Raw genomic sequence first — 26,092 nt, forward strand, 5'->3', positions numbered from 1 at the left:
CCGGCATGGATCGCATCGAAATCACCGAGCAGGACCGCATCGACGGCTACCTGATCCGCGGCGTCACGCGCGCGCAGAAAACCTTTCGCCCGAGCGACTGGCCCGAGCGCCTCGCGGGCGTCATCACGCTGTTCGTCGGCGAACGGCGGCCCGGCCATCCGGGTGCGCTCACGCGGCTGGCGATGCCGGTCGTCGCGGGCGGCGTCAAATGCCTGTTCGTGTCGGGCGAGCTGCGCAGCGTGTGCGCGGACGCGTTCGACTTCGCGATGCAGTTCGCGGCGGACAACGATCTGCCTGTCGAGGTTCGGACGGCGCCGGTGTTGGCGGTGCGGTGATTCATGCGAAACGCGGCATAACGATCGCGCGGTATTTCATCCGTTATCGGTAGGACCGATTGGTCAGGTCACGTAGGTGGCGAGATGAAACAGAATCGCCAACAGGGTCACGACGACGAACGTGATGCACCATTTGCGTAATGACCAACGTCTGTAGGCGATAGCATTGAGCACTGCACACGCGATCGATGGCCATAGAAGAATGAAGAGCATCGTTGCGACCAAGCCAGCGTGGGATGCGCAGGATTCGCCGCAACCGACTGCCGGGCGTGACGGCTTGGCCCAGTCCTGGCGGTTGAAAACATAGAACGATGCGCCCGTCACGAGAAGTCCCCATACGAAGCCTAGAACGGCGAAAGCCATACGCTTCATCTCACTTCCCAAAACAAAATCTCTTTGGATGCCGCCAAGTCTGATATCCAGTTCTCGTTGCCGCCGGGACGAAACCAGGACCGTAGGTCCGGCATCGTTCGTCTACCCACACGAAACCGCCAGAACGACGCAAAGGACGGCGTAAGCGTGTCTTTGTTCCATAGGTCAATATGACCGCCGCTCAGTGCATCGCGGGAATCTCCCTCCTGACGCCAATATCCGAAGAAATAGATGATACCGGTTCGGCCGTCGATTTTTTCCTGCCAATCCTGACCAGTAATGTTTTCAGGTTTGCCAAGCCCAAGGAACGGGCGAAGCTTGAGCCACTCAGCCAGTTCGTAAGCGCGCGTCGCAGTCGCTTTTCCGCCGAGTATCAGGCGGCCCAATGTCCTCTTGCCGGGCATCGGCTTCAGCACGTTTTGAGAAAACGACTTCATGTCGCTTCCGATGCGATGAAAGGTGACGCTCATGCGAATGGCGCATTGATTCTTATATTCTCCGGTGGGGTCATCGTAGGGGTCATTCTTCGGGTACGCGTCCCAAAGCGCTTGAAAGGACAGGGCTTGTAGTTGTACGGATCGCTTTGAATTTGGTGTGTCATTTGTGCGAACCTTCGTAGGACGATTAGACACGGTTTACTCCGCTATGCTCTTTAGCGATGACTTCGTCACCCCAGTAAACGGTGTAGTTGTGTGATTCGTCGCCAGTGTTGACACGCGGTAACGTGCCTCGTGCATCGAGTACGCCAGAATAGACGCGACCGTCTACCGTCTCAATGTAATAGGGGTAATTCTCCCAGCCGCCGGAAATACTATCGCGAGTCGCCGCTTCGATTTGTTCGTCAAATGCACCTTTCTTCAACGACACGACTCCGTCCGTTGACGTGCGGCTCGAAACGACCTCGCCGAGACCCTCGAGCCGATCGTCGCACCACGCTTCACCAGCAAGTACCGCGACGATGCTCGGCGGAGTCGAGCAGCCGCACAGGACAATATCGTGCTCCAGGGCGACCTCTCCCTGAAACCTGAGCCGATACAGACCACCGGCCTTCGCAATGATGCCGGTGGTTTTACACGCGGCGCAGAACGCTTGACCACCAATCAACACCGCTTGATGGCCATGTACCAGAAGCCGTGGTCCGCCGTATGGAGCAATCGTTCCGCCACTGGAAAGACCATCGCCAACAACCGCAATTCTTCTATTCATTGCCGCCCCCGTGGAAAGCCGTAATCGTAACGCGGCTGCGCGACTGTATATCTCAATAATATTCGGATGTCTTAATTATCAAAACTTGGTCGCCGCCAATTTTCTGGCGGGAAGCGACCGTCTGCTTCATTGACGTGCGGTGCTGTATTGCCCCATGCGTCCATCAACGCAACGCGCGATCGATCATGCGATCGGCGCGCCCTCGGAAAGCAAAGCGCTCCTGACGCTTGGCCCAGCAATGATCCCCTTTGTGCTCACTTGGCCGCGTTAAATGACAGGCCCACGTCGTGCCGATCTCTGGAGCACCACGACGCCCGCCCGATCAAATTCCACGTCCGCACTGTCGCCGTTGCGGCTGGCCATCCGGTCGACGCCGCCTTTACATGGAACAGATGAACGTCGGCACGCCGATGGCCGTAAGCCGATCGCCTGCCCTCTTGCTCCGACAAGGCTTTCCGCCCGATCCATCAATAAAATTGATCGCGACGATGAAAATTATGCGTTTTGCTTGCAGCTCGCCCTGAGGCATAGTTGCGTCGTGTTGACGCACCTTTGAGTCTTTCAGTCATGAACATGCGAATCGAGCCTTCGGTGCTCGCGAATCCGGACCTGCAATTTGCGACGTTGTCGTCGGGCATCAGCCTGCCGTATGTCGAGCGGGGCGGCGGCGCGCCGATGGTGTTCGTTCATGGTTCGCTGTGCGATTACCGCTACTGGGATCCGCAGCTCGCCGCACTGTCGGCCCACTACCGCTGCATCGCGCCGAGCCTCAGCCACTACTGGCCGGCCATCGAAGCGGGCATCCAGGACGAGTTCGGCTGGCAGAACCACGTCGACGAGCTCGCCGAATTCATCGACGCGCTCGATCTCGGCCCCGTCCATCTCGTCGGCCATTCGCGCGGCGGCAGCGTGGCCTTCAATGTCGCGCGCCAGCATCCGCACCTCGTCGAATCGCTGACGCTCGCCGATCCGGGCGGCCCGCTGCAACGCGACGGCGTGCGAGAAGAGGCCAAGCTGCCGGCGGCCGCCATGGCGCTGCGCACGAAGGCGGTGGAGCTGATCGGCGGCGGCAGCGTCGAGGCGGGCCTCGAAATGTTCGTCGATTCGGTGAGCCTGCCCGGCGCGTGGAAGAAGAGCACGTCGCGCTTCCGCACGATGGCGATCGACAACGCCAGCACGCTGCCGAAGCAGCTGCGCGATCCGCTGCCCGCGTATTCGGCGAGCACCGCGGCCGATATCGCCTGCCGTACGCTGCTGATCGACGGCCAGCGCAGCCCGAAGATGTTCCGCAACAACGTCGAGACGCTTGCGCAGTGGATCGGTAACGCGCAACGGCAGACCGTCGCTGGCGCATCGCACGGGATGAACGCGGCAAGCCCCGCCGTGTTCAATCGCTACGTGCACGAGTTCGTCGCGGCGTAAGTGCCGTCGCGCGACGCGGCTTCAGGGCCGCCGTCGCCGTCATCTGTCCGGTCACGATGCGGGCGCCGCCCGCATCGCCGGCACATCCGCTCCGTCACGCACGCTGCGCGCGGCATCAGGCCGCCGGCTTCGCGTTGCGCGTCACCGCATCCGGCAGGCCGAACACGCAATCGAACGACCAGTTGTACACGAACGTGAAGATCGGGAAGAACACGATCAGCACCGCGTCGAACAGGAACGCCTGCAGCAGCGATACGTCGAGCCACCATGCGATCAGCGGAATCAGGAAGGTCACGAGCGCGACCTGGAATCCGATCGCATGCACGACGCGGCGGCCGACCGTGCGCGTCGTCGCCGCGCGGCGCCGCTCCCACGCCTCGAACGCGAGGTTGTACAGGAAATTGACGGTGACGCCCGTTGTCGAGATCATCACGCCGAGCAGGCCGCTCGTCTCTGCGCTCGCGCCGCTCAGCGCGCCGAGCACCGTCGACGCGATCAGGATGCCGAGCGCCTCGAACATCACGACGTAAACTACGCGTCTCTTCCAGCCCTGCATGAATCGCTCCCTTCGAATCGAACAAGGTGGCGAGACTAGCAGCGGGTCCCGTGCCCGCAAAAGTCAGGTGCTTTCAATTTTTCTGACAGGAGGCATCGCATGCTGACCAGCGACCATATCGACATGCTGCTGACCGTCATCGACAAGGGCTCGTTCTCGGCGGCCGCGCGCGCGCTCGGGCGCACGCCGTCGGCAATCAGCATGGCCATCGCGAACCTCGAGGCCGAACTCGACCTCGTGCTGTTCGACCGCGGCACGCGCGAACCGACGCCGACCGCCGCGATGGCCGCACTGCTGGCCGACGCGCGCGCGATCGCCGAGCGGCTGCACGCGCTGCGCGCGCATGCGCAGCACCTGTCGGAAGGCGTCGAGGACACGCTGCGGCTCGGCCTCGCCGCGGAGATCGACGGCGCGCCCGTCGCACGCGCGCTCGCGGCCGTCGCCGCGAAATATCCGGCGCTCGCGATCGGCATCGTCACCGCGCCGCAGGATGCGATCGTCGACGCGCTGCATCGCGGCGCCGTCGATCTGTGCGTCGCGTACGGCGGGCTCGATCTTCATCCGCAGGAACAGATCCACGCGCTGTGGACCGAGACGCTCGTCGCGGTCGCCGCGCCGAGTCATCCGCTGATCGCCGAATGCGCGCATCCGGAAGCGATCGAGCGGCTGTCGGGCTTCCGGCAGATCGTGATCGCCGATCCGGACCGCCCGCTGACCGACGTGCGGCCCGTGATCGGCAACCGCACATGGAACGTGACCGACATGGCGACCGCGATCGCGCTCGTGACGGCCGGCCACGGCTGGGCGAACCTGCCGGCGTCGGTGATCGGCCGCTACGTGGCCGCCGGCGAACTCGCGCCGCTCGCGTTCGCGAACATCCGCAACGGGCTGCCGCTGCCCGTGTATCTGCGCAGGCCGAAGCATACGGGGCTCGGCAAGGCCGCGAAGGAGCTGGTGCGGGCGCTGCGGGCGGGCGGCGACGCAGCGTAACCGCAACAGGCGCTACCGCGCGCGCCTGGCCGCCCGCTTCCGCGCGGCGCCCCCGGTCCGGCCGCCGCCATTCGCCGCCGCGAACATCTTCATGTCGCTCAGCAGGCAATTCAGCAGCGTGTCGGCCGCCACACCGAGCGGCCGCCCCGTCTTCACCAGCAGGCGCGCCTTCGCGGAATCGAACAACGGATGCTCGATCGGCAGCGCGACGAGCTCGCCGCTGTCCAGTTCGCGATAAGCCGCGAACGCGCCGATCAGCGTGATGCCTCGATGGCGCTTGACGAAATGCCGCAGCACCGCGAGCGAATTGGTCGTCAGCGTCGGGCGGATCGGCAGGTTCTCCGTATAGGCGAGCATCTGCGCCACCTGACCGAGACCGAAGGCCGGCGGCATCAGCGCGAGCGGATACTCGCCGAGCTCGTGCGCGCGGACCGGGCCGCCGCGCACCGCGAGCGGATGGGCCGCATGGACGAGCGCCACCACCGGCTGCGACGAGGTCGCGAGATAGCGAATCTCCGGATGCGCGGGCGGGTTGTACGCGAGCCCGATATGCGCGCGGCTCTCGGCCACCTCCTGCAGCACGTTGTTGACCGGCAGCACGTCGACGATCACGTCGAGTTTCGGATAGCGCATGCAGAAGTCGGTCAGCACCTCGTCCATCAGCACGTCGACATAGCCTTCGCTGGTCACGATCCGCACCTGGCCGGACTGAAGCCGCTGCAGCGCCTGCAGCCGCTCCTCGAACAGTTCCTGCTGCGAGCGGCAACCGCGCCAGTATTCGAGCAGATGCGCGGCGGCCTCGGTCGGCCGCACGCCGCGCGCCTGGCGCTCGAACAACACGACGCCGATTTCCTCCTCGAGCAGGCGGATCTGCCGCGTGATCACGGACGGCGCGGTATTGATGCTGTCGGCCGCGCCGCGGATCGAGCCATGGGTCAGGACTTCATGAAAGTAGCGCAGGCGGCGCTGGTTCAGTTCGCGCATGGGGATTCCGGTGTGTCGTAACGTGTTGCCCGTGGAGCAACATTAGTGCACGGAAGTTGCTCTTGCTCTGCTTTTTCGTCTCTCCGACGATGCAGCAATCGCGATCAATGTTGCAAGACGCTCACGTCACTGGAGACCGATATGTCCGCCGTACCCTCCTCGCGCCACCCGACGGCCCAGGACAGCGCACCCGTGCAGGCCCTGTATCGCAAGCTGAACTGGCGCCTGCTGCCGCTCCTGCTGCTGTGCTACACGTTCGCGTATCTCGATCGCGTGAACATCGGCTTCGCGAAGCTCCACATGCAAAGCGCGCTCGGCTTCTCCGATGCGGCATACGGCCTCGGCGCGGGCATCTTCTTTCTCGGCTACGTGCTGTTCGAGATTCCGAGCAACCTGTTGCTGCCGAAGATCGGCGCGCGCAAGACCATCAGCCGGATCATGGTGCTGTGGGGCCTGACGTCGGCCGGCATGATGTTCGTGCGCGGCGAGACCTCGTTCTACGTGCTGCGCTTCCTGCTCGGCGTGTTCGAGGCCGGCTTCGCGCCGGGGATGATCTTCTACCTGACCTACTGGTACGGCGCGCGGCGCATGGCCGGCGTGATGGCCGTCGTGATGCTTGCGGGCCCGATCGGCGGCATCGTCGGCTCGCCGCTGTCGACCTGGCTGATGACCGCGCTCGACGGCGCGCACGGCCTCGCCGGCTGGCAATGGATGTTCGTCGTCGAAGGGCTGCCGTGCGCGTTGCTCGGCCTGCTGGTCCTCAAGGTGCTGGCCGACCGGCCTGCCGATGCGGCGTGGCTGACCGACCGCGAAAAAAGCCTGCTCGCGTCCGAACTGCAGACGCCCGCCGCCGGCCACCATGCGTTCGGGCAGGCGGCGCGCGACCCGCGCGTCTACCTGCTGGCCTTCGCGTACTTCACGATGATCTGCGGGATCTACGCGGTCAGCTTCTGGCTGCCGTCGATCCTCAAGGCCAACGGCATGACCGACACGATGCAGATCGGCTTCTATTCGATGATTCCGTACATCGCGGCCGCCGGCGCGATGCTCGCGATCGGTCGACGCTCCGACCGCCGCGGCGAACGCCGGCTGCACAGCGCGGTATCGGCGCTGGTCGGCGCGGCCGCGCTGGCCGCCGCAACCTTCGCCGACGGCCACCTCGCGGTATCGCTCGTCTGCATGACGATCGCCACGGCGATGACGTGGGCGGCCTATACCGTGTTCTGGGCAATCCCGTCGCAGTACCTGACGGGCAACGCGGCCGCGGGCGGCATCGCGCTCATCAACACGATCGGCCTGATCGGCGGCTTCCTCAGCCCGACCGTCATCGGCGAGATCCGCACCGCGACCGGCAGCATGCAGGCCGGGCTGCTGGTGATCGTCGCGCTGATGGTCGCGGGCGTGGCGACGCTGATCATGAATCGCCTTCCCGTCGCGACGCGCTGATACGACGCGCCGCTTCACGCTCTTCGCGCGGCGCCGTCCGGCCGGATCGGCCGCCGGACGCACGTCGCGCACACCGACCGTTCTTCCTGGATTCAGTCTCATGACCACACGCATCCTGATTGCCGGTTTCCAGCACGAAACCAACACCTTCGCACCGACCCGGGCCGCCTATGCGAATTTCGAGCGCGGCGAAGGGTTTCCGGCCATGGTACGCGGCGACGACCTGCTCGCGCTGCGCGACGTCAACATTCCGGCGGGCGGCTTCATCCGTGCGGCGCAGCGGCGCGGCTGGGCGTTGCAGCCGGTGATCTGGGCGGGCGCGAGCCCTTCGGCGCATGTCACCGAGGACGCGTTCGAGCGGATCGCCGGCGAGATCGTCGGCGCGGCACGGCACGGCGGCTTCGACGCGGTCTATCTCGACCTGCACGGCGCGATGGTCGCCGAGCATACCGACGACGGCGAAGGGACGCTGCTGGAACGCATCCGCGACGCGATCGGCCCGGACGTGCCGGTGGTCGCGTCGCTCGACCTGCACGCGAACGTGACCGAGCGGATGCTGAGCCGTGCCGACGCGCTGGTGGCCTATCGCACGTACCCGCACGTGGACATGGCCGAGACCGGCGAACGCGCGGCCGCGCTGCTCGAACGCCTGCTCGCGGGCGGCGGTCCGCTGCGTCGCGCTGCACGGCGGCTGCCGTTCCTGATTCCGATCAACGGCATGTGCACGCTGCTCGATCCCGCGCTCAACATGTATGCACGGCTTGCGGCGCTGGAGACGGACGGCGTGGCTTCGCTGTCGTTCGCGCCGGGCTTTCCGGCGGCGGACTTCCCCGAATGCGGGCCGGTCATCTGGGGTTATGGCGACGCCGATGCGGTCGACGCGGCCGTGCAGGCGCTGTACGACAAGATGCTGAGCGACGAAGCGAAATGGCAGGTGCCGTTCCTGTCGCCCGACGACGCGGTGCGCGAGGCGATGCGACTCGCGGAAGGTGCGAGCAAGCCCGTCGTGATCGCCGACACGCAGGACAACCCCGGCGCGGGCGGCGACTCCAACACGACGGGCCTGCTGCGCGCGTTGCTGCGCAACGGCGCGCGCGACGCGGCGCTCGGCCTGCTGTGGGATCCGGCCGCGGCGGCGGCGGCCGCACGGGCGGGCGTCGGCGCCTGCATCGAGTTGTCGCTCGGCGGCTCCGGCGTACCGGGCGACGAGCCGTTTCACGGACGCTTCGAGGTCGTCGCGGTATCGGACGGCGTGTGCCGCTACGACGGGCCGATGATGAACGGCATGCTCGCCGACGTCGGGCCGGTCGCCTGCCTGAAGATCGACGGCGTGCGGATCGTCGTGAGCGGCGGCAAGGCGCAGATGCTCGACCGCAATCTGTATCGCGTGGGGGGCGTCGAGCCGGAGGCGATGAAAATCCTCGTCAACAAGAGCTCGGTGCATTTCCGCGCCGACTTCCAGCACATCGCGCACGCGGTGCTGGTCGCCAAGGCGCCCGGGCCGATGCAGGCCGACCCGGCCGACCTGCCGTGGACGCGGCTCGCGCACGGCATGCGGACGAAGCCGATGGGCGACGCGTTCAAGGGCGCGTGACGCGCTCGCGTCGAAACGGCTGGATGAGGATTTGGCGGCAGTTCGGGATCGGGCAGGGTTTTCCTATCTGTCGTGCGCCGCGCGCCGCCGGCGACGAGGCGTGACCGGGGCGGGTGGCGGCACGCCAGCCGCCCCGTCGGGCGAGGCTCGCGCGGCTTGACCGTTAGTCGCAGTACGGAGGTATCCCGTGTCACGTCAATCACCGCCGCGATGCGATAGCCGTGTGAAAGCTCCCAAGCGTATCTTCATTGTAGATACAAATAACTTGCAATCCGCGCGATGCGTTTCTACAATGGATAAACATTTGGAGGTTGCCATGGAACTCAAGATTCAAAAATGGGGCAATAGCGCGGCGGTTCGTTTGCCCAGCGTTCTGCTCGAACAAATCAATGCGACGGTCGGCAGTTCGCTGAGCGCGGACGTGCGCCCGGATGGCGTGTTGTTGACGCCGGCCCGCCGCAAGTATTCGCTCGATGATCTCGTTGCCCAATGCGACACGAAAGCGCCTTTCCCTGCCGACATGGCTGCATGGGGCGAGGTCAAGCCGGTGGGGCGTGAGGCATGGTGAAGCGCGTCAAGTTCGAGCGAGGCGATATCGTGCGCGTGAGCCTGAATCCGACTCTCGGTCGTGAGCAGCAGGGCGACTTTCGTCCGGCGCTGGTGCTCTCCCCGGCAGCGTTCAACGCTTTGGGCGTTGCGCTGGTCGCACCGATCACCCAGGGTGGCGAATTTGCCCGGTTCGCAGGGTTCGCGGTCCCGCTGTCCGGTGCAGGAACCGAGACGCAGGGCGTCGCGCTGGTGAACATGGTTCGCATGCTCGATCTGGAGGCGCGCGGCGCTCGCAAGGTCGAACGCGCGCCTGTCGAGGTCGTGGAAGATGCACTCGCCCGGCTTCAGACGATCATCGAATAATGAAAGGGCTTTTCCGCCAGGCGGATAGTCTCTCTGCTGGACGAGCCGAGGTTTACACAGCGGAAGCGGTATAACGCGTGCGGGAAGTTGCAATCCCGATCCGCGTCGCCGCGGATCGGGCTGATTGAACTTCATGTGGCGCAGCGGCCCGCCGCGATCCGCCACGCGCGTCGACGCGTCAACGCCCCGCGATCTCCGCCTTGGCCGTCGCCGCATCGCCGACCGCAGCCGCCGTCGGCGCACCACCCCACCCACCGCCCAGCGCACGGATGAGGTTCACGGTCGACACCGCCTGCGCCCCGGTCAGCTGATTCGCCTGCAACTGCGATTGCAACACCGACCGTTCGCTGTCGATCACGTCGAGATACGCGACCTCGCCTTCCTGGTACTGCGTGCGCGACAACGTCGCGGCCCGGCGCGACGCATTGACGGCCGCATCCTGCGCGCGGATCTGGTCGTCGAGCAGGCGCAGGTCGGCGAGATTGTCCTCGACCTCGCGGAACGCGACCAGCACCTGCTGCCGGTAGTTCGCGACCTGTTCGTCGTACTGCGCGCGCGCCTGCTGCACGCCGGCCGCGCGCCGCCCGCCGTCGAACAGCGGCAGCGTCAGCGCGGTCCCCGCAAACGGCCCGAGCAGGAACGTGCGGCTCGACCACAGGAACAGGTTGCCGAGCGTCGATGCTTCGTAACCGAACGAACCGGTGATGTCGAGCTTCGGGAAGTACGCGGACTTCGCGAGACCGATCCGCGCGTTCGCGGCCGCCATCGCGCGCTCGGCCGCGGCCACGTCCGGGCGGCGCTCGAGCAGCGCGGACGGCAGGCCCGGCGGCACCCTCACCGCGACCGGCACGATCGGCGTCTCCTTGAACGCGAAATCCGCAGGCGCCTTGCCGAGCAGGATCGCGAGCGCGTGCTCGGACGCCGCGCGCCGACGCGCGACGCCGACGGCATCGGCCTGCGCGGTCGCGAGTTCGTTCTTCGCGCGCGACACGTCGAGCTCGCTGATGTCGCCCTCGTTGAAGCGGCGCTGCACGAGCTTCAGCGCCTGCTCGCGCAGCTCGACCGTGCGGCGGTACAGGTCCTGGTCCGAATCGAGCTGGCGTAGTTCGAAGTAGTTCTGCGCGACGTCGGCCTGCAACGCGAGCTGCACCGAGCGGAACAGCGCCTCGCTCTGCGCCTGGTCCGCGCGCGACGCCTCGACGTTGCGGCCGACGCGGCCGAACAGGTCGGCTTCATACGACACCGTGCCCTGCGCACGCCACAGCGTCGCGTTGATCGGCCCGGTGCCCTGCGGCTGGAACTGCGACGCCGACGACAGCCCTTCGCGCGTCGGCCCGAAGCCCGCGCCGATCTGCGGGAACCACTGCGAGCGCGCGCTGCGGGTCGCCGCGCGCGCTTCCTCGACGCGCGCGGCCGCGGCCTTCAGGTTCTGGTTCGCGGCGAGCGCCTGCGCCTCGAGCGAATCGAGCACCGGGTCGCCGAACACCTTCCACCATTCGCCGCGATGCGCGTCGTCCGACGGCTCGGCCGGCTTCCACGTGCCGGCCTGCTCGCCCGGCGCCAGCGTCGGCGCTTCCTTGAACGCGGCCGGCGTCGCCACGTCCGGGCGCTTGTAGTCGGGGCCGACCGCGCACGCGGCCAGCAACGTCGCGAGCAGCGTGCTCGCGGCCGCCACCTTCGCGAAGCGCATCAGGCCATTCGGGTTGTGCATGTTGTCCATCTGTCTATCCTCAAGCATCCGAAGCCGGCACACCCTGGGCCGGTACGCCGTAGCCGGCCGAGTCCTTGCCGGCGACGTGAATCTTGCCGCCCGCGAGCGTGCGCAGCACCACGTAGAACACCGGCGTCAGCATCAGCCCGAACAGCGTCACGCCGAGCATCCCGAAGAACACCGCGATACCCATCGCATGCCGCATCTCGGCACCCGCGCCGGTCGACGTGACGAGCGGCACGACGCCCATGATGAAGGCGATCGACGTCATCAGGATCGGGCGCAGCCGCAGCCGGCTCGCCTCGATCGCGGCCTCGAGCGGCGTCCTGCCGTCGTGTTCGAGCTCGCGCGCGAATTCGACGATCAGGATCGCGTTCTTCGCCGACAAGCCGACCAGCACCATCAGGCCGATCTGCGTGAAGATGTTGTTGTCGCCGTGCGTGAGCCATACGCCGGTCAGCGCCGACAGAATGCTCATCGGCACGATCAGGATCACCGCGAGCGGCAGCGTCAGGCTCTCGTACAGCGCGGCGAGCACGAGGAACACGAGCAGCACGCTGATCGGGAACACCCACATCGCCGAATCGCCCGCGAGGATCTGCTGGTACGTGAGATCGGTCCACTCGAAGCGCACGCCGCGCGGCAGCGTTTCGTGCGCGATCCGCTCGATCGCGGCCTGCGCCTGCCCCGACGAGAAGCCCGGCGCCGGACCGCCGTTGATGTCGGCCGCCGTGTAGCCGTTGTAGCGCACGACCATTTCCGGGCCGAACGTCGGCGTGACCGTCACCAGCGACGACAGCGGCACCATCTCGCCCTTGTCGTTGCGCGTCTTCAGCTGCAGGATGTCGTCCGCGCGCTGGCGGAACGGCGCATCGGCCTGCACGCGCACCTGGTACACGCGCCCGAAGCGGTTGAAGTCGTTCACGTACAGCGAGCCGAGATACACCTGCATCGTGTTGAACACGTCGGTGACCGACACGCCGAGCTGCTTCGCCTTCACGCGATCGAGATCGACGTTGAGCTGCGGCACGTTGATCTGATAGCTCGTAAACAACGGACCGAGCTCCGGCGCCTGCTGCGCGCGCTTGATGAAGTCGTTGGTCGCATCCGCGAGCCGCGCATAGCCGACCGCGCCGCGATCCTCGACCTGCATCTTGAAGCCGCCGAGCGTGCCGAGGCCGAGCACCGGCGGCGGCGGGAACACCGCGACGAACGAATCCTTGATCGCGCCGTACTTCTGGTTCAGCGCACCCGCGATCGCACCGGCCGACAGCGCCTTGCCGTGCCGCTCCGCGAACGGCTTCAGCGTGACGAACACGATGCCCGCGCTCGAGCTGTTCGTGAAGCCGTTCACCGACAGCCCCGGGAACGCGACCGCGCTCTCGACGCCCGGCTGCTTCAGCGCGATCGAGCCCATGTCGCGGATCACCTTCTCGGTGCGATCGAGCGACGCGCCGTTCGGCAGCTGCGCGAATGCGATCAGGTATTCCTTGTCCTGCGCGGGCACGAAGCCGCCCGGCACGACCTTCGACACCAGCACCGTCGCGCCGACCAGCACCAGATACACGGCGAGCATCAGCGTCTTGCGCGACAGCACGCCGCGCACGCCGCGCCCGTAGTTCTCCGCGCCGCGATGAAACACCTTGTTGAAGCGCCGGAAGAAGCCGCCGAGTACGCGGTTCATCACGCGCGTGAGCCAGTCCTCCTTGTCGCCGTGGCCCTTCAGCAGGATCGCGGACAATGCCGGCGACAGCGTCAGCGAGTTGAACGCCGAGATCACCGTCGAGATCGCGATCGTCATCGCGAACTGCTTGTAGAACTGGCCGGTCAGGCCCGACATGAACGCGAGCGGCACGAACACGGCGACCAGCGTCAGCGCGATCGCGATGATCGGCCCGCTCACTTCCTGCATCGCCTTGTAGGTCGCCTGCCTTGCGCTCATCCCGCTCTCGATGTTGCGCTCGACGTTCTCGACCACGACGATCGCATCGTCGACCACGATCCCGATCGCGAGCACCATCCCGAACAGCGACAGCGCGTTGATCGAATAGCCGAAACCGAGCAGCAGCGAGAACGTGCCGACGATCGACACCGGCACCGCGATCAGCGGAATGATCGACGCGCGCCAGGTCTGCAGGAACACGATCACGACGATCACGACCAGCGCGATCGCTTCGAGCAGCGTATGCACGACGGCCTTGATCGACGAACGCACGAACTGCGTCGGGTCGTAGACGATCTTGTAGTCGACGCCCGCCGGCATGTCCTGCTTCAACTCGGCCATCGTCTTGCGCACTTCGTCCGAGATCTGCAGCGAGTTCGCGCCCGGCGACTGGTTGATCGCCATCGCGACGGCCGGCTTGTTGTCGAGCAGCGAGCGCAGCCCGTATTCGGACGCGTCGAGCTGGATCCGCGCGATGTCGCGCAGGTGCGTGACGCCGCCGTCCGGCGTCGTCTTCACGACGATGTCGCCGAACTCGTCTTCCGTCTGCAGGCGGCCGCGCGCGTTCACCGACAACTGCAGCGGCGTGCCCGGCAGCGACGGCGACGCGCCGATCACGCCGGCCGCGACCTGCACGTTCTGCTCGCGGATCGCCTGCACGACGTCCTCGGCGGACAGCCCGCGCTGCGCGACCTTCTGCGGATCGAGCCACACGCGCATCGCGTAGTCGCCCGAGCCCCACAGCTGCACTTGGCCGACGCCCTGGATCCGCGACAGCCGGTCCTTCACGTTGATCAGCGCATAGTTGCGCAGATACGTCATGTCGTAGCGGTTGTCCGGCGAGATCAGGTGCACAACCATGGTCAGCGTCGGCGAGCTCTTCACGGTCGTGATGCCGAGCCGCTGCACGTCTTCCGGAAGACGCGGCAGCGCCTGGTTCACGCGGTTCTGCACGAGCTGCGTGGCCTTGTCCGGATCGGTGCCGAGCTTGAACGTGACGGTGATCGTCATGTTGCCGTCGCTGTTCGCCTGCGACTGCATGTAGAGCATGTCCTCGACGCCGTTGATCTGCTCTTCGAGCGGCGACGCGACCGTCTCGGCGATCACCTTCGGGTTCGCGCCCGGGTACTGCGCCTTCACGATCACCGAAGGCGGCACGACTTCCGGATATTCCGAAATCGGCAGCAGGAACATCGCGATCACCCCGCCGAGCAGGATGATCACCGATAGGACTCCTGCGAAGATGGGCCGGTCGATAAAGAATTTGGAAATGTTCATGGATGGCTCTGTCTGGTTGAACGCGAATGCGTCGCGGCGGGCCGCTTACGAATCCGCCTTCGCCGTTGCGGCCGGCTTCGCGTTGTCCGCGAGCGGCGCGGACGGCGCATCGCCGCCCGACATCGGGACCATGTGCGGCTTCACCTGCTCGCCGGGCCGCACGCGCTGCGTGCCATTGACGATCACGCGGTCGCCGGCGGCCAGCCCGCTCACGATCACGCGCTGGTTGCCGTGCTGCATGCCCTGCTGCACTTCGCGATACGACACGCGGCCCTGCGCATCGACGACGAACACGAACTTCTTGTCCTGGTCGGTGTTGATCGCCGCGTCGTCGACCAGCAGCGCCTGGTGCGGCGCACTGCCGCCGACCTTCACGCGCGCATACAGGCCGGGGACCAGCGCGCCGTCCGCATTGTCGAAACGCGCGCGCACGCGGATCGTTCCCGACGACGTGTCGAGCCGGTTGTCGACCGAGTCGATCACGCCGCTGCGCGAGTAGCCGGTCTCGTTCGCGAGGCCGAGTTCGACCGGCACCTTGCGGCCGTCGCGCGCGCCGTTGATGTATTGCAGGTAGGTCTGCTCGTCCGCGTCGAACGATGCGTAGATCGGCGACACCGACACCAGCGTCGTCAGCGGCGCGGCCGATGCGCCGGCCGACACGACGTTGCCGACCGTGATTTCCGCGCGCGACACGCGCCCCGACACCGGCGCGGTGATTCGCGTGTAGCCGAGGTTGATGCGCGCGGTTTCGAGCGCGGCTTCGGCCGCCTTCAGGTTCGCGGTTGCTTCGCGCGCCGCGTTCTGCTTCTCGTCGAAATCGCGCTTCGCGATCGCGTTGTCGCCGATCAGCCGCTGCGCGCGCTGCCAGTCGGTCTGCGCGTAGCCGTTGCGCGCCTGCGCGGCCGCGAGCTGCGCGGCCGCGCGGTCGACTTCCGCCTGATACGGGCGCGGATCGATCACGAACAGCACGTCGCCCTTCTTCACGAGCGCGCCGTCCTTGAAGTTCACTGCGACGATCGTGCCCGACACCTGCGGGCGCACGTCGACTTTCTCGACCGCTTCGAGGCGGCCCGAATAGCTTTGCCAGTCGGTCACGGTCTGCGGCACGACGGCCGCGACGTCGACTTCCGGCAGCGGGGCGGCGGCCTTCTCGGGTGCGTTCGCGTTGACGCGCATCGCGCCGAACGTCCCGAGGCCGACGACGGCAAGCGTCACGATCGCCGCTGTCGCGATGCGTGAACGGGAGGTGCGTAGGATGGCCATATGGATCTCCAGTAAGCGTGGATTGGATTGGTTATTCGTTGCGGTTCGGCTGGCGCGCCTGGAAGCGGCACTGGAAGAAGCGCACGGCCTCTTCGAACGCGGCTTCGTGGGTCGCGAGCGCGGCGTGCGTGACGTCCGGATAGCGGATCACCTGCGTCAGCACGCCCGACGAGATCAGGCAGCCCGCGTATTTCTCCGCTTCCACATGCAGCACGTCGTTCTGTGCGGTGACGACGAGCGTCGGCGGCAAGCCCGCGAGGCGCGACGATTCGAGCGGCGCCGCATACGGATGCATGCGCTGCGCCGCCTCGGGCAGATACGCGCGATAGCATGCCGCGCATTCGCGCGGCGTGATGTCGGACGCGAGGCGGTCGGCATCGCCGATGCGCGTCATGCTCGGGTCGAGCATCGGCCCGAACAGCGCCTGCGCGACGATCGACACTTCGCCGCGGTCGCGCGCGATGAACGCGAGACAGTTCGCGAGCTGGCCGCCCGCATCGTGTCCGGCGACGCCGATCTTCTTCGGGTTGCCGCCGAACGCGCGCGCACGCGTCGCGGCCCACACCGCCGCGCGATACGCATCCTCCGGCGCGGCCGGAAACGGGAACGCCGGCGCCAGCGAATAATCGACCGACACTACGAGCGCCGGTAAGCGTTCTGCTAAAAAGCGCGCGGCAAAATCGGCGTCTTCGAGCGTGCCGCGCACGAAGCCGCCGCCGTGGAAGTAAAGCACTACTGGCAACCCGGTCTTGTCCGCGCGGCGATAAACGCGCAGTGCGATGTCCTGCGCGTAGCCGGGGATTTCCACCTCGGCGACCGTCAGCGCCGCGCCGGGCCTGGCTTCGGCGGGCAGCGCTGCCTGCAGGAATTTGCTGAATTCGGAAGCGTCCATGACGATGCAGCATCCATTTCGAGATGGAACGAATTCTGGGTCCGGCAGACATTGGGATAAATGCCTATAATCCGGCAACACAATTCAACGCCCCCGAACAATCAGAGGCTGCGTTGCCTACGAGGCGGCGCAGCCTCTTTGTTCCGGCGGCTCATTAGATTGCGGAGGTTGTGATGGACCGGCTTCAGGCCATGCAGGTGTTTACTCGCGTCGTCGATACAAGCAGCTTCACCAAAGCAGCAGAAACGCTCAGCCTGCCGCGGGCGTCCGTCACGACGATCATCCAGAATCTCGAAGCATTCCTCGGCGTGCGGCTGATGCACCGGACCACGCGCCGGCTGTCGCTGACGCCCGACGGCGCCGCGTACTACGAACGCTGCGTGCGGATCCTCGCGGACGTCGAGGAAACCGAGGCGAGCTTCCAGAACAACAACCGGAAGCCGCACGGAAAGTTGCGTATCGACATGCCCGGCTCGATCGGACGGCTGCTCGTCATTCCTTCGCTGTGCGAATTCCACACGCGCTATCCGGACATCGATCTGCAGCTGGGTCTGTCCGACCGTCCGGTCGACCTGCTGCAGGAAGGCGTCGACTGCGTGATCCGCGTCGGTGCGCTGCAGGACTCGTCGCTCGTCGCGCGCCGCGTCGGCCTGTTCGAGGGCGTGACGGTCGCGTCGCCCGACTATCTCGAACGGCATGGCGAGCCGCAGACCATCGAGGACCTGAACGACCACAAGGCCGTCAACTATTTCTCGAGCCGCACGGGACGCACGATCGACTGGTCGTTCCTGATCGACGGCAAGGAAACCGAGGTCAAGATGAACGGCATCGTGTCGGTCAACGATGCGGATGCGTACGTGACCTGCGGGCTCGAAGGCTTCGGGCTGATCCAGCCGCCGCTGTTCATGGTGCTGCCGCACCTGCGCGAAGGCCGGCTCAAGGAAGTGCTGCCCGGCATCAAGCCGCTGCCGATGCCGATCTCGGTCGTGTATCCGCACAGCCGCCACCTGTCGCCGAAGGTGCGCGTGTTCGTCGACTGGATCGCCGAAGTATTCGACCGCTGCCCGCTGCTGAGCGGCAAGGGCTGCCTCGACGCGACGTGCAGCAAGCGCACGTTCGAGGAAGCCGAACGCGCGCCGGCGCTCGATACGCCGGTGATCAACGAGTGGGTCGCCTGATCCGCTGAGCCGCGCGTCCGACGCGCGCGTCCCCTGCGCGGCGCACGGGCTGTCCGGTCCGTGCGCCGCATCGCTTTCGCACTGCATGCGCGTACCGCCGCGCCTGCATCCTTCCTGAATCCGCAGCACACCTTTGTGTCGCGCGCGGCCAATCGCGCAGCGCGCACCGCGCAGCCGGCCCGACATCGGCGCAAGCCCCGCGCGATGCGGCTTCCGACGGTTTTCGAATACCCGCGCCGGCCGTGCGGATGACGATTGTTCCTCTGAGACGACAATTCAATTCGCGTCGGCGGCATTTATCGCGACGGATCGGACACCTAGAGTAAACCCTGTAGCGCACACGTTGCGCATCAAACGAGTCCCGTCCGACGACGGGACCGGGGCCGGCGCGAAAGCGCCGACTCCGCCGATACAGGAGTGATGTCATGAACCGCCGCAATCTTCTTTCCGCCGTCGCCCTGGCGCTCGCCGTGTCCGCACCGGCCTTCGCCGATACGTCCGCACCGCATGCCGGCGACTACGGCAACACGTCGTGGTACTCGCAGCACAACGGCCCGCGCACGCGCGCCGAAGTCAACGCGGAAGTCGAGCAGGCACGCCGCGACGGCACGCTCGCTTACCTGCGCAAGGCGACGTCGTATCCGCAGGGACTCGAACTGGCACAGGGCCCGTATCGCCCGACGCCGGAAGGCAACCAGCTCGCAGGCGCAGGCCGGTAAACGCGTCACGCCGCGCAGCGGGCGAACCCGCGCGCGGCGTGGCGACGACGACTCAATCAGTTAGTTGCTGGAGCAGATGATGAACGATCAACTTCCTTCGCCGCTCGACCATTGGGACGACAGCACGCCGGTCTGGACGCCGTTCCGCTCGGCCCCGCGATCGCATTGACCGGCGCGGCCGAACGTCCGGCCGGCCTTCAGCGGCGCGGCACGCCGTCGCGCCACTCGCCCCAGTGCGTGACGATCTCCTGCACCAGCGGATTGCCCGCGCGGTACAGGTTTTCGGTCGCCGGCGCGAAGCCGCCCTGGTCCGCGTAGTTCAGCAGGTTGTCGGCGCTCGTCTGTCCGTCGTACGGCCGGTCGAAATCCGAACCGGTGCGCAGCACCGCGACGCGCGACAGGTCGACCCGCTTCACGCTCGCCGCGCGCTTGAGCGCTTCGTAGGTCGCGTTGTCTTCCTGCGCGGTCATGCAGTACGTGCCCTTGCCGTCCGTCAGGATCTTGGTCCACTGACGCGCGCGCTCGCCGATCAGCGTGCCGGAGAACCACGTGTTGCCGGATGACGTGTCGCACTGGATCACCGTCGGCGGCCGGTTCGCAGGCGCGTAGGTGAACTTCGCGCGCGCGGCCTGCGCCTGCGCGCTGTCGGCGAGCACGACGTTGCGCGACAGCGCATACGCGGCGTCGGCCAGCTTCGGGTTGAGCTGGAACACCTCGGTGCGATAGTCGAGCGGCGGCTTGTCGTTCGGGCTCTTCGTGTTGATGCCGAGATAGCCGGTGTTCCAGCCGGCGGGAATCTCGCGCGCGTCGAGCTCCCATTGCAGGCTGAAATCGACGAGATACTTCGACCACGCGGCGGAGCCGACCGTGCCTTGCGCCGGATCGACGCCCGCGATGCCGGAGACCAGGAAGTAGGTGTGCCGCAGGTCGAAGCGCTGCGAGAACGTCAGCGCCATGATCGTCGACGCGGCGTTCGCATAGCCCATGCCGGTCGTCACCACGCACACGTCCTGCTTGTTGCAGTGTACGTTCGGGTAGTCGGGCGACAGGCCCGGCACGGCGATGTCGCGCCACGGACCGATCCGGTCGAGCCAGGCCTGGCCTTCCGGCCCGAACATCGTGATGATCATGACCTTGACCGGGCGGCCCTGTGCGCCGGTCTCGGCGAAGGCATTGCCTGCGTTGCCCTGGTTATCCTGCGCAATCGACGGCGCGGTCGCACAGGCCGCCAGCGAGAAGGCGGCGGCGGAAAGTATCGAGCGAGTCAGCATCGGCGTTCCTTGTTTCGGTGATGTTGGGTGAGAACGGCTCTCGGAGACTGCGCGACCGAGTATAGAACGCGCGTGCGCGACACGGAACCCGACTACGAAACGCCGGGGCGGGTTTCGACGCGCTCGGTGCGGCATCGCACATGAAGGGACGCGAGGCGGTCTGCGCCTGTATCGCGCGGCGCATCGATCGACAACGTCAGGAATGCTATTCGATCCGCCGACGCACCGAACCGGCGCAATCGGCGGGCCACGGCCCGCGCATCGCAAAGCCGCCGCTACAACCGCGCCAGCGCCGCGACGCCGTAACCGAGCACGACGAGCGCCGCGACCACGTGGCTCGCGGCCAGCAGCGCCGGCGACTTCACGACGCGGCCGATCGCGCTGCCGCCGAACGCGAACACCAGCTGCCCCGTGAGGCTGCCGACGAACACGCACGCGGCACCGGTCAGCCAGTGCCGGTGCGTGGCCGCGGCGGCCGTCGCGTAACCGTAGAACAGCAGGATCGTCAGCGGGTTCGCGAGCGTGACGAAGAACATCGACATGAACGGTCGATCGCCCGGCGGCCGTGCATCGCCGTCGAGCGTGCGGCGGCGATCGCGCAGCGCGTGCCACAGCATCCGCGCGCCCATCGCGAGCAGCACGAGTGCGCCGACGAGGCGAAACAGCGACAGGTGCGCGGCCAGCGTGCTCGCCAGCACCGCGCCGATCGTAAACGCGACCACCGCGTAGCAGCCGTCGGCGGTCGCGACGCCGACGGCCGCGCGCACGCCGCTCGCGGTGCCGGCGCGCATCCCGTAGTTCGCGATCATCAGCGCGACGGGCCCGACCGACAGCGCGATCATCAGCCCGAACAGGTAATCGTTCATCGGTCGTCGATGCCCTCGAGGGAAGGCATCGATTCTAGCGGCCGCCAAAAAGCGCGCGTGAAAATTCGCGTCAGGCCACGTCGACGCGCGCGGGGCCGTCCGTCATCTCGCCGATCACGGCCGCGCGGTCGAAGCCGTCCGCGCGGAAGCAGGCCAGCACGTCCTCGACCGCGTCGGGCGTGCACGCCACGAGCAGGCCGCCCGAGGTCTGCGGATCCGTCAGCAGCGCCTGCGCGACGGGCGGCAAACCATCCGCCAGCCGCACGTCCGCGCCGTACGCGGCCCAGTTGCGCCCCGACGCGCCGGTGAACACGCCATCGGCGACGAACGTCTCGACGCCCGCGAGCCACGGCAGCGATGCGTAGTGCACGCGCGCGGTCAGCCCTGCGCCGCGCGCCAGTTCGAGCGTATGGCCGAGCAACCCGAAGCCCGTCACGTCGGTCAGCGCATGCACGCCCGGCAGCGCGGCAAGCTCGGCGCCCGGCCGGTTCAGCTTGGTGGTCGTCGCGACCATCTGCGCGTAGCCGGCGTCGTCGAGCTGGTTCTTCTTCAGCGCCGCCGACAACACGCCGACGCCGAGCGGCTTGCCGAGCACGAGCACGTCGCCCGCGCGCGCGGCCGCGTTGCGCTTCACGCGCGACGGGTGCACGACGCCGAGCGCCGCCAGCCCGTAGATCGGTTCGACCGAGTCGATCGAGTGACCGCCCGCGACCGGAATGCCCGCGTCCGCACACACCGCTTCGCCGCCGCGCAGCACGGCCGCGATCGTCTCGTGCGGCAGCACGTTGATCGGCATCCCGACCAGCGCGAGCGCGAGGATCGGCTTGCCGCCCATCGCATAGACATCGGACAGCGCGTTGGTCGCCGCGATGCGGCCGAAGTCGAACGGATCGTCGACGATCGGCATGAAGAAGTCGGTCGTCGCGACGATCGCCTGCTCGTCGTTCAGACGGTACACGGCCGCATCGTCGGACGTCTCGGTGCCGACCAGCAGGTCCGGGAACAGTGCGGGCGGCGTCGCGCGCTTCAGCAGCTCGGACAGCACGCCCGGCGCGATCTTGCAGCCGCAGCCGCCGCCATGCGACAGGCTCGTGAGGCGCGGAACGGCGGGCGGGGCTTGGGTGGCTTCGGTCATGGTCGGCATCCGGTGAATAACAACACGCCATTATCGACAATTCCGTGCAGGCGCGCCCGATACCCGCATAATGGCCGCGCGCCCTCTCCCGCCCCCGTCAACCCGTTCCCATGGACCACCTCTTCATCGGCCTCGTGCTGGGCTCCGCGCTGCTGCACGCGATCTGGAATGCGTTCCTCCACGTCAGCGAAGACCGGCTCGTCCAGCTCGGCACGATGTCGCTGCCGTATCTCGCGTTCGGCCTGGCCGGCGCCGCGCTGCTGCCCGCGCCGGCGCGGGCCGCGTGGCCGTATATCGCCGCGTCGGCCGCGCTCGAGGTCGCGTACTGCTTTACGCTCGCACGCGCCTACCGCAGCGGCGAGTTCGGGCAGATCTATCCGATCGCGCGCGGCATCTCGCCGCTGCTCGTCTCGGTGCTGGCGCTCGCGATACTGCACGAGCGGCCGACGCCGCTCGGCTTCGCGGGCATCGCGCTGGTGTCGTTCGGCATCATGTCGCTCGCGCTGCGGCGCGGATTCCGGTTTTCCGGCGAAGGCGTGCCGTATGCGCTGCTCACAGGCGTATTCATCGCCGCGTATTCGATCTGCGACGGGATCGGCGCGCGTGCGTCGGGAAGCGCGCTCGGCTATATCGCGTGGGTGTACGTGCTGTGGAGCGTGCCGCAGTTCGTGCTGGTCGGTGCGCTGCGCGGCGGCCCGCGCGCGGTGCTCGGCTCGCGCACCGCGCTCGCGCAGGGCGCGATCGCCGGCACGATCTCGCTCGCCGCGTACGGGATCGTGATTCTCGCGTACCGGCACCTGCCGGTCGGCACGGTATCGGCGCTGCGCGAGACCAGCTCGATCTTCGCAGTCGCAATCGGCTGGCTCGTGATGCGCGAGCGGCCCGGCGCGCAGCGGCTCGTCGCATGCGCACTGGTGGTGGCGGGCGCGGCGCTGATCCGGCTGTAGCCGGCGCGCGCGCGGCGAAACCGAAACGCGGATGCTTTGCGCGCCGCGGCGATCGGCACGCATCGCAACGGACGACGCGCCTCAGGCCACCGCAACCGCCCCGCCGAACGCCCGCTCGTCGATCGCCTCGGCGAGCGTCGCGAACGCCGTCGCGATCTCGTCCTCCGGCACGCACGCATAGCCGAGCAGCAGCCCCGACGCCGCGCGTTCGCGCTCCGCGTAATAACCCGACAGCGGCCGCACGACGATATTGCGTTCGAGCGCAGCCTGCGCGACCGCGCGATCGTCGACGCCGTCGGGCAACTGCGTGACGAGATGCAGCCCCGCGTCGCTGCCGAGCGCATGCAGCGCATCGCCGTAGCGACGCGCGACCGCATCGAGCAGCACCTCGCGGCGCTGCCCGTACAGCGTGCGCATCTTGCGGATATGCGACACGAAATGCCCTTCCGCGATGAATTCCGCGAGTACCGCCTGCTGCAGCAGCTGCCCCTCGCGATACAGCTCGGCGCTCGCGGTCGCGAAGCTCTCCGCGAGCGGTTCCGGCGCGACCAGGTAGCCGACCCGCAGCCCCGGAAACAGCGTCTTGCCGAAACTGCCGACATAGATCACCTGCCCCGACGTGTCGAGGCCCTGCAGCGACGCGAGCGGCCGGCTGCCGTAGCGGAATTCGCTGTCGTAGTCGTCCTCGATGATCCAGCAGCCGTGCTGGCGCGCATATTCGAGCAGCATCCGCCGCCGCGCGAGGCTCATCACCATCCCGAGCGGATACTGGTGCGACGGCGTGACGAGCATCAGCTTCGGCGGCTCGGCGAGATCGGCAGGCGACGGCGCGATCCCTTCTTCGTCGACCGGGATCGGCCGCGTCGTCAGGCCCGACACGTTCAGCACGCTGCGCACGCCCCAGTAGCACGGATCCTCGGTCCAGATCGCATCGCCCGGATCGGTCAGCAGCCGCACCGCGAGGTCGATCGACTGGTGGATGCCGGTCGTGATCACGATCTGCTCGGGCGTGCAGCGCACCGAGCGCGACGTGCGCAGATAGTCGGCCAGCGCCTCGCGCAGCAGCGCGAGGCCGCCGCCCGGCGCATAGGTCAGCAGGTCGGGACGCAGCCGGCGCCAGTACTTGTTGTGCAGCCGCGTCCACACGCGCGCCGGAAACCGCGACACGTCGGGCACGCCCGGCATGAATGCGCCGCCCTGCCGCTTCGACACGCCCGCACCCTCGACGAGCCGCGTGCCGCGCGCGGACAGCGGCCGCACCGACGAAGTCACGGCCGCCGCCGGCCGGACAGACGCGTCGGGCGGCGCGCCGACGATCTCGTCCGGCGCGCTGTCGGCGACGAAGGTGCCGCGCCCGGTCGCCGAGTTCACGTAGCCTTCGAGCGCAAGCTGTTCGTAAACCTGCGTCACCGTGTTGCGCGCGATCCCGAGTTCGGCCGCCAGCAGCCGCGACGACGGCACGCGCGTGCCGGCCGGCAGCTCGCGCGACAGGATCGCCTGCTGCAGCAGCCGGTGAAGCTGCCGGTAGATCGGCTGCGCGCCGCCGCGCACGAGGCGCTGCGCCAGCCAGTCCGACAACACGCTTGCGCGCATGATTGGCTCCTGATTATTTATTGAAATGGCTCTGATTGTCAGAGCCAAATGTGATTATAGTCGCCTCCATGGGCTGCCGATGCGCCCGATTCCCTACTCACCGGAAAGAACATCAAGGAGATGACCGTGAAGAATGCCGACCTGCTGGCCCGCAAGAACGCCGCCACCCCGCGCGGCGTCGGAGTGATGTGCGAGTTCTACGCCGCCCGCGCCGAAAATGCGGAGCTGTGGGACGTCGAAGGCCGTCGCTTCATCGATTTCGCCGCCGGCATCGCGGTGCTGAACACCGGCCACCGCCACCCGAAGATCGTCAAGGCGATCTCCGAGCAACTGAACCACTTCACGCACACCGCGTACCAGATCGTCCCGTACGCGTCGTACGTCGAGCTGGCCGAGAAGATCAACGCCCGCGCGCCGGGCGACTTCCCGAAGAAGACCGCATTCTTCACGACCGGCGCCGAAGCCGTCGAAAACGCGATCAAGATCGCGCGCGCGGCGACCGGCCGTCCGGGCGTCATCGCGTTCTCGGGCGGCTTCCACGGCCGCACGATGATGGGCATGGCGCTGACCGGCAAGGTCGCGCCGTACAAGCTGAACTTCGGCCCGTTCCCGGGCGACGTGTTCCACGCGCCGTACCCGAACGCCGTGCACGGCGTGACGACCGCCGACTCGATCAAGGCGATCGAGATGCTGTTCAAGGCCGACATCGATCCGAAGCGCGTCGCCGCGATCATCTTCGAACCGGTCCAGGGCGAAGGCGGCTTCAACCCGGCGCCGGCCGAGTTCGTGCGCGCGCTGCGCAAGATCTGTAACGAACACGGCATCCTGCTGATCGCCGACGAAGTGCAGACGGGCTTCGCGCGTACCGGCAAGCTGTTCGCGATGCAGCACTACGACGTGCTGGCCGACCTGATCACGATGGCGAAGAGCCTCGCGGGCGGCATGCCGCTGTCGGGCGTCGTCGGCCGTGCGGACGTGATGGACGCGGCCGCGCCCGGCGGTCTCGGCGGCACGTACGCGGGCAACCCGCTGGCGGTCGCATCGGCGCACGCGGTGCTCGACATCATCGACGAAGAGAAGCTGTGCGAGCGCGCGACGCAGCTCGGCGACGTGCTGAAGGCGAAGCTGAACGCACTGCAGGCCGACGTGCCGCAGATCGCCGACGTGCGCGGCCCGGGCGCGATGATCGCAGTCGAGTTCATGAAGCCGGGCACCGGCGAGCCGGACGCCGAATTCACGAAGCGCGTGCAGGCGCGTGCGCTCGAGCGCGGCCTGCTGTTGCTGGTCTGTGGCGTCTACTCGAACGTCGTGCGCTTCCTGTTCCCGCTGACGATCCCGCAAGCCGTGTTCGACGAAGCGCTCGCGATCCTCGAGGAAGTGCTGAAGGAAACGGTCGGCGTGCCGGCCTGAGCTCCCCGTCAACCGAATGCGCCGCCGCCGTCTTGAAGACGGCGGCGGCCGTTTCATCTTCACAGCAGGT

The 26,092-nt window shown here is 67.2% G+C and carries 24 protein-coding genes; 11 read left to right on the top strand and 13 right to left on the bottom strand.

From position 1 onward, the window contains the following. The first annotated feature begins 5 nt into the window (after nt 1-5). Nucleotides 6-335, top strand: coding sequence for a DUF3579 domain-containing protein (locus BST28156_RS15230; protein WP_174902605.1), 330 nt, complete (start codon nt 6-8; stop codon nt 333-335). Between the two features lie 63 nt (nt 336-398). Here the strand turns inward: BST28156_RS15230 and BST28156_RS15235 are convergent, their stop codons facing one another. The 3 genes from BST28156_RS15235 to BST28156_RS15245 are packed head-to-tail and all read right to left on the bottom strand — an operon-like array spanning nt 399 to nt 1,913. Next, nucleotides 399-707, bottom strand: coding sequence for a hypothetical protein (locus BST28156_RS15235; protein ID WP_059606189.1), 309 nt, complete (start codon nt 705-707; stop codon nt 399-401). Further along, complete coding sequence (locus BST28156_RS15240) at nt 704-1,339, bottom strand: type VI secretion system amidase effector protein Tae4 (RefSeq protein ID WP_059606186.1); 636 nt, start codon at nt 1,337-1,339, stop codon at nt 704-706. The genes BST28156_RS15235 and BST28156_RS15240 overlap by 4 nt, the downstream gene beginning before the upstream one ends. Then, a complete protein-coding gene (locus BST28156_RS15245; RefSeq protein WP_081056771.1) occupies nt 1,332-1,913 on the bottom strand; it encodes a PAAR domain-containing protein in 582 nt (193 codons plus the stop codon). The genes BST28156_RS15240 and BST28156_RS15245 overlap by 8 nt, the downstream gene beginning before the upstream one ends. Before the next feature lie 567 nt (nt 1,914-2,480). On the opposite strand from BST28156_RS15245, the gene BST28156_RS15250 reads away from it, so the two are divergent. Then, complete coding sequence (locus tag BST28156_RS15250) at nt 2,481-3,335, top strand: alpha/beta fold hydrolase (RefSeq protein WP_174902606.1); 855 nt, start codon at nt 2,481-2,483, stop codon at nt 3,333-3,335. A 115-nt stretch (nt 3,336-3,450) separates the two neighbouring features. On the opposite strand, the gene BST28156_RS15255 is transcribed toward BST28156_RS15250, so the two are convergent. Next, nucleotides 3,451-3,891 (bottom strand): PACE efflux transporter, encoded by a 441-nt coding sequence (locus BST28156_RS15255; protein ID WP_040130938.1) that lies wholly within the window; start codon nt 3,889-3,891, stop codon nt 3,451-3,453. Nucleotides 3,892-3,990: 99 nt separating this feature from the next. Between BST28156_RS15255 and BST28156_RS15260 the strand changes: the two genes are divergently transcribed. Next, entirely contained in the window at nt 3,991-4,881 is an 891-nt protein-coding gene (locus BST28156_RS15260) for a LysR family transcriptional regulator (protein ID WP_174902607.1), read from the top strand. Nucleotides 4,882-4,893: 12 nt separating this feature from the next. On the opposite strand, the gene BST28156_RS15265 is transcribed toward BST28156_RS15260, so the two are convergent. After that, complete coding sequence (locus tag BST28156_RS15265; protein ID WP_174902608.1) at nt 4,894-5,865, bottom strand: LysR family transcriptional regulator; 972 nt, start codon at nt 5,863-5,865, stop codon at nt 4,894-4,896. Between the two features lie 141 nt (nt 5,866-6,006). Between BST28156_RS15265 and BST28156_RS15270 the strand changes: the two genes are divergently transcribed. The 4 genes from BST28156_RS15270 to BST28156_RS15285 all read left to right on the top strand — a co-directional run bounded on the left by BST28156_RS15270 (nt 6,007) and on the right by BST28156_RS15285 (nt 9,817). After that, entirely contained in the window at nt 6,007-7,311 is a 1,305-nt protein-coding gene (locus BST28156_RS15270) for an MFS transporter (RefSeq protein WP_060240642.1), read from the top strand. A gap of 100 nt (nt 7,312-7,411) precedes the next feature. Continuing rightward, nucleotides 7,412-8,905 (top strand): M81 family metallopeptidase, encoded by a 1,494-nt coding sequence (locus BST28156_RS15275; RefSeq protein WP_174902609.1) that lies wholly within the window; start codon nt 7,412-7,414, stop codon nt 8,903-8,905. A gap of 316 nt (nt 8,906-9,221) precedes the next feature. Beyond that, a complete protein-coding gene (locus BST28156_RS15280; RefSeq protein WP_006397258.1) occupies nt 9,222-9,473 on the top strand; it encodes an AbrB/MazE/SpoVT family DNA-binding domain-containing protein in 252 nt (83 codons plus the stop codon). Beyond that, nucleotides 9,467-9,817 (top strand): type II toxin-antitoxin system ChpB family toxin, encoded by a 351-nt coding sequence (locus BST28156_RS15285; RefSeq protein ID WP_009693107.1) that lies wholly within the window; start codon nt 9,467-9,469, stop codon nt 9,815-9,817. The genes BST28156_RS15280 and BST28156_RS15285 overlap by 7 nt, the downstream gene beginning before the upstream one ends. Nucleotides 9,818-9,995: 178 nt before the next feature. On the opposite strand, the gene opcM is transcribed toward BST28156_RS15285, so the two are convergent. Genes opcM through BST28156_RS15305 form a run of 4 tightly spaced genes read right to left on the bottom strand, consistent with a single transcriptional unit; the run spans nt 9,996 to nt 16,903 of the window. Then, nucleotides 9,996-11,537, bottom strand: coding sequence for a multidrug efflux transporter outer membrane subunit OpcM (opcM, locus tag BST28156_RS15290; protein WP_174902610.1), 1,542 nt, complete (start codon nt 11,535-11,537; stop codon nt 9,996-9,998). A gap of 10 nt (nt 11,538-11,547) precedes the next feature. Further along, the gene (ceoB, locus tag BST28156_RS15295; protein ID WP_174902611.1) at nt 11,548-14,748 is read right to left on the bottom strand and encodes a multidrug efflux RND transporter permease subunit CeoB; all 3,201 of its coding nucleotides are present in this window, start codon (nt 14,746-14,748) and stop codon (nt 11,548-11,550) included. 45 nt (nt 14,749-14,793) lie between these two features. After that, nucleotides 14,794-16,011: a multidrug efflux RND transporter periplasmic adaptor subunit CeoA gene (gene ceoA / locus BST28156_RS15300; protein WP_174902612.1), complete on the bottom strand. Its 1,218-nt coding sequence runs from the start codon at nt 16,009-16,011 to the stop codon at nt 14,794-14,796. Between the two features lie 31 nt (nt 16,012-16,042). Continuing rightward, on the bottom strand, nt 16,043-16,903 hold the full coding sequence (locus BST28156_RS15305) for an alpha/beta hydrolase (protein ID WP_009693102.1): 861 nt from the start codon (nt 16,901-16,903) through the stop codon (nt 16,043-16,045). A 173-nt stretch (nt 16,904-17,076) separates the two neighbouring features. Here BST28156_RS15305 and ceoR point away from each other — a divergent pair, with 173 nt between their 5' ends. Beyond that, nucleotides 17,077-18,081: a putative multidrug efflux transcriptional regulator CeoR gene (gene ceoR / locus BST28156_RS15310; RefSeq protein ID WP_060240637.1), complete on the top strand. Its 1,005-nt coding sequence runs from the start codon at nt 17,077-17,079 to the stop codon at nt 18,079-18,081. A 425-nt stretch (nt 18,082-18,506) separates the two neighbouring features. Continuing rightward, nucleotides 18,507-18,800, top strand: coding sequence for a DUF4148 domain-containing protein (locus BST28156_RS15315; protein WP_009693100.1), 294 nt, complete (start codon nt 18,507-18,509; stop codon nt 18,798-18,800). Nucleotides 18,801-18,997: 197 nt separating this feature from the next. On the opposite strand, the gene BST28156_RS15320 is transcribed toward BST28156_RS15315, so the two are convergent. The 3 genes from BST28156_RS15320 to selD all read right to left on the bottom strand — a co-directional run bounded on the left by BST28156_RS15320 (nt 18,998) and on the right by selD (nt 22,072). Then, nucleotides 18,998-20,071: a purine-nucleoside phosphorylase gene (locus BST28156_RS15320; RefSeq protein ID WP_174902613.1), complete on the bottom strand. Its 1,074-nt coding sequence runs from the start codon at nt 20,069-20,071 to the stop codon at nt 18,998-19,000. A gap of 275 nt (nt 20,072-20,346) precedes the next feature. Then, nucleotides 20,347-20,937, bottom strand: coding sequence for a LysE family translocator (locus tag BST28156_RS15325; RefSeq protein ID WP_060249160.1), 591 nt, complete (start codon nt 20,935-20,937; stop codon nt 20,347-20,349). 70 nt (nt 20,938-21,007) lie between these two features. Further along, a complete protein-coding gene (selD, locus tag BST28156_RS15330; protein WP_174902614.1) occupies nt 21,008-22,072 on the bottom strand; it encodes a selenide, water dikinase SelD in 1,065 nt (354 codons plus the stop codon). A 110-nt stretch (nt 22,073-22,182) separates the two neighbouring features. Here selD and BST28156_RS15335 point away from each other — a divergent pair, with 110 nt between their 5' ends. After that, a complete protein-coding gene (locus BST28156_RS15335) occupies nt 22,183-23,019 on the top strand; it encodes an EamA family transporter (protein ID WP_174902615.1) in 837 nt (278 codons plus the stop codon). Nucleotides 23,020-23,100: 81 nt separating this feature from the next. Here BST28156_RS15335 and pdxR read toward each other — a convergent pair whose 3' ends face one another. Further along, nucleotides 23,101-24,612 (bottom strand): MocR-like pyridoxine biosynthesis transcription factor PdxR, encoded by a 1,512-nt coding sequence (pdxR, locus tag BST28156_RS15340; RefSeq protein ID WP_174902616.1) that lies wholly within the window; start codon nt 24,610-24,612, stop codon nt 23,101-23,103. Nucleotides 24,613-24,732: 120 nt separating this feature from the next. Between pdxR and BST28156_RS15345 the strand changes: the two genes are divergently transcribed. Continuing rightward, entirely contained in the window at nt 24,733-26,022 is a 1,290-nt protein-coding gene (locus BST28156_RS15345) for a 4-aminobutyrate--2-oxoglutarate transaminase (RefSeq protein WP_060240631.1), read from the top strand. Nucleotides 26,023-26,092: the final 70 nt, after the last annotated feature.

It is taken from the genome of Burkholderia pseudomultivorans (genome assembly GCF_902499075.1).
GTDB classification, from domain to species: Bacteria; Pseudomonadota; Gammaproteobacteria; order Burkholderiales; family Burkholderiaceae; genus Burkholderia; species Burkholderia pseudomultivorans.

Excerpts from the sequence above, each read along its gene's own strand:
- BST28156_RS15230 (WP_174902605.1), top strand. The coding sequence starts at position 6 with ATGGATCGCATCGAAATCACCGAGCAGGACCGCATCGACGGCTACCTG.
- BST28156_RS15235 (WP_059606189.1), bottom strand. The coding sequence starts at position 707 with ATGAAGCGTATGGCTTTCGCCGTTCTAGGCTTCGTATGGGGACTTCTC.
- BST28156_RS15245 (WP_081056771.1), bottom strand. The coding sequence starts at position 1,913 with ATGAATAGAAGAATTGCGGTTGTTGGCGATGGTCTTTCCAGTGGCGGA.
- BST28156_RS15250 (WP_174902606.1), top strand. The coding sequence starts at position 2,481 with ATGAACATGCGAATCGAGCCTTCGGTGCTCGCGAATCCGGACCTGCAA.
- BST28156_RS15255 (WP_040130938.1), bottom strand. The coding sequence starts at position 3,891 with ATGCAGGGCTGGAAGAGACGCGTAGTTTACGTCGTGATGTTCGAGGCG.
- BST28156_RS15260 (WP_174902607.1), top strand. The coding sequence starts at position 3,991 with ATGCTGACCAGCGACCATATCGACATGCTGCTGACCGTCATCGACAAG.
- BST28156_RS15265 (WP_174902608.1), bottom strand. The coding sequence starts at position 5,865 with ATGCGCGAACTGAACCAGCGCCGCCTGCGCTACTTTCATGAAGTCCTG.
- BST28156_RS15270 (WP_060240642.1), top strand. The coding sequence starts at position 6,007 with ATGTCCGCCGTACCCTCCTCGCGCCACCCGACGGCCCAGGACAGCGCA.
- BST28156_RS15275 (WP_174902609.1), top strand. The coding sequence starts at position 7,412 with ATGACCACACGCATCCTGATTGCCGGTTTCCAGCACGAAACCAACACC.
- BST28156_RS15280 (WP_006397258.1), top strand. The coding sequence starts at position 9,222 with ATGGAACTCAAGATTCAAAAATGGGGCAATAGCGCGGCGGTTCGTTTG.
- BST28156_RS15285 (WP_009693107.1), top strand. The coding sequence starts at position 9,467 with ATGGTGAAGCGCGTCAAGTTCGAGCGAGGCGATATCGTGCGCGTGAGC.
- opcM (WP_174902610.1), bottom strand. The coding sequence starts at position 11,537 with ATGGACAACATGCACAACCCGAATGGCCTGATGCGCTTCGCGAAGGTG.
- ceoB (WP_174902611.1), bottom strand. The coding sequence starts at position 14,748 with ATGAACATTTCCAAATTCTTTATCGACCGGCCCATCTTCGCAGGAGTC.
- ceoA (WP_174902612.1), bottom strand. The coding sequence starts at position 16,011 with ATGGCCATCCTACGCACCTCCCGTTCACGCATCGCGACAGCGGCGATC.
- BST28156_RS15305 (WP_009693102.1), bottom strand. The coding sequence starts at position 16,903 with ATGGACGCTTCCGAATTCAGCAAATTCCTGCAGGCAGCGCTGCCCGCC.
- ceoR (WP_060240637.1), top strand. The coding sequence starts at position 17,077 with ATGGACCGGCTTCAGGCCATGCAGGTGTTTACTCGCGTCGTCGATACA.
- BST28156_RS15315 (WP_009693100.1), top strand. The coding sequence starts at position 18,507 with ATGAACCGCCGCAATCTTCTTTCCGCCGTCGCCCTGGCGCTCGCCGTG.
- BST28156_RS15320 (WP_174902613.1), bottom strand. The coding sequence starts at position 20,071 with ATGCTGACTCGCTCGATACTTTCCGCCGCCGCCTTCTCGCTGGCGGCC.
- BST28156_RS15325 (WP_060249160.1), bottom strand. The coding sequence starts at position 20,937 with ATGAACGATTACCTGTTCGGGCTGATGATCGCGCTGTCGGTCGGGCCC.
- selD (WP_174902614.1), bottom strand. The coding sequence starts at position 22,072 with ATGACCGAAGCCACCCAAGCCCCGCCCGCCGTTCCGCGCCTCACGAGC.
- BST28156_RS15335 (WP_174902615.1), top strand. The coding sequence starts at position 22,183 with ATGGACCACCTCTTCATCGGCCTCGTGCTGGGCTCCGCGCTGCTGCAC.
- pdxR (WP_174902616.1), bottom strand. The coding sequence starts at position 24,612 with ATGCGCGCAAGCGTGTTGTCGGACTGGCTGGCGCAGCGCCTCGTGCGC.
- BST28156_RS15345 (WP_060240631.1), top strand. The coding sequence starts at position 24,733 with ATGACCGTGAAGAATGCCGACCTGCTGGCCCGCAAGAACGCCGCCACC.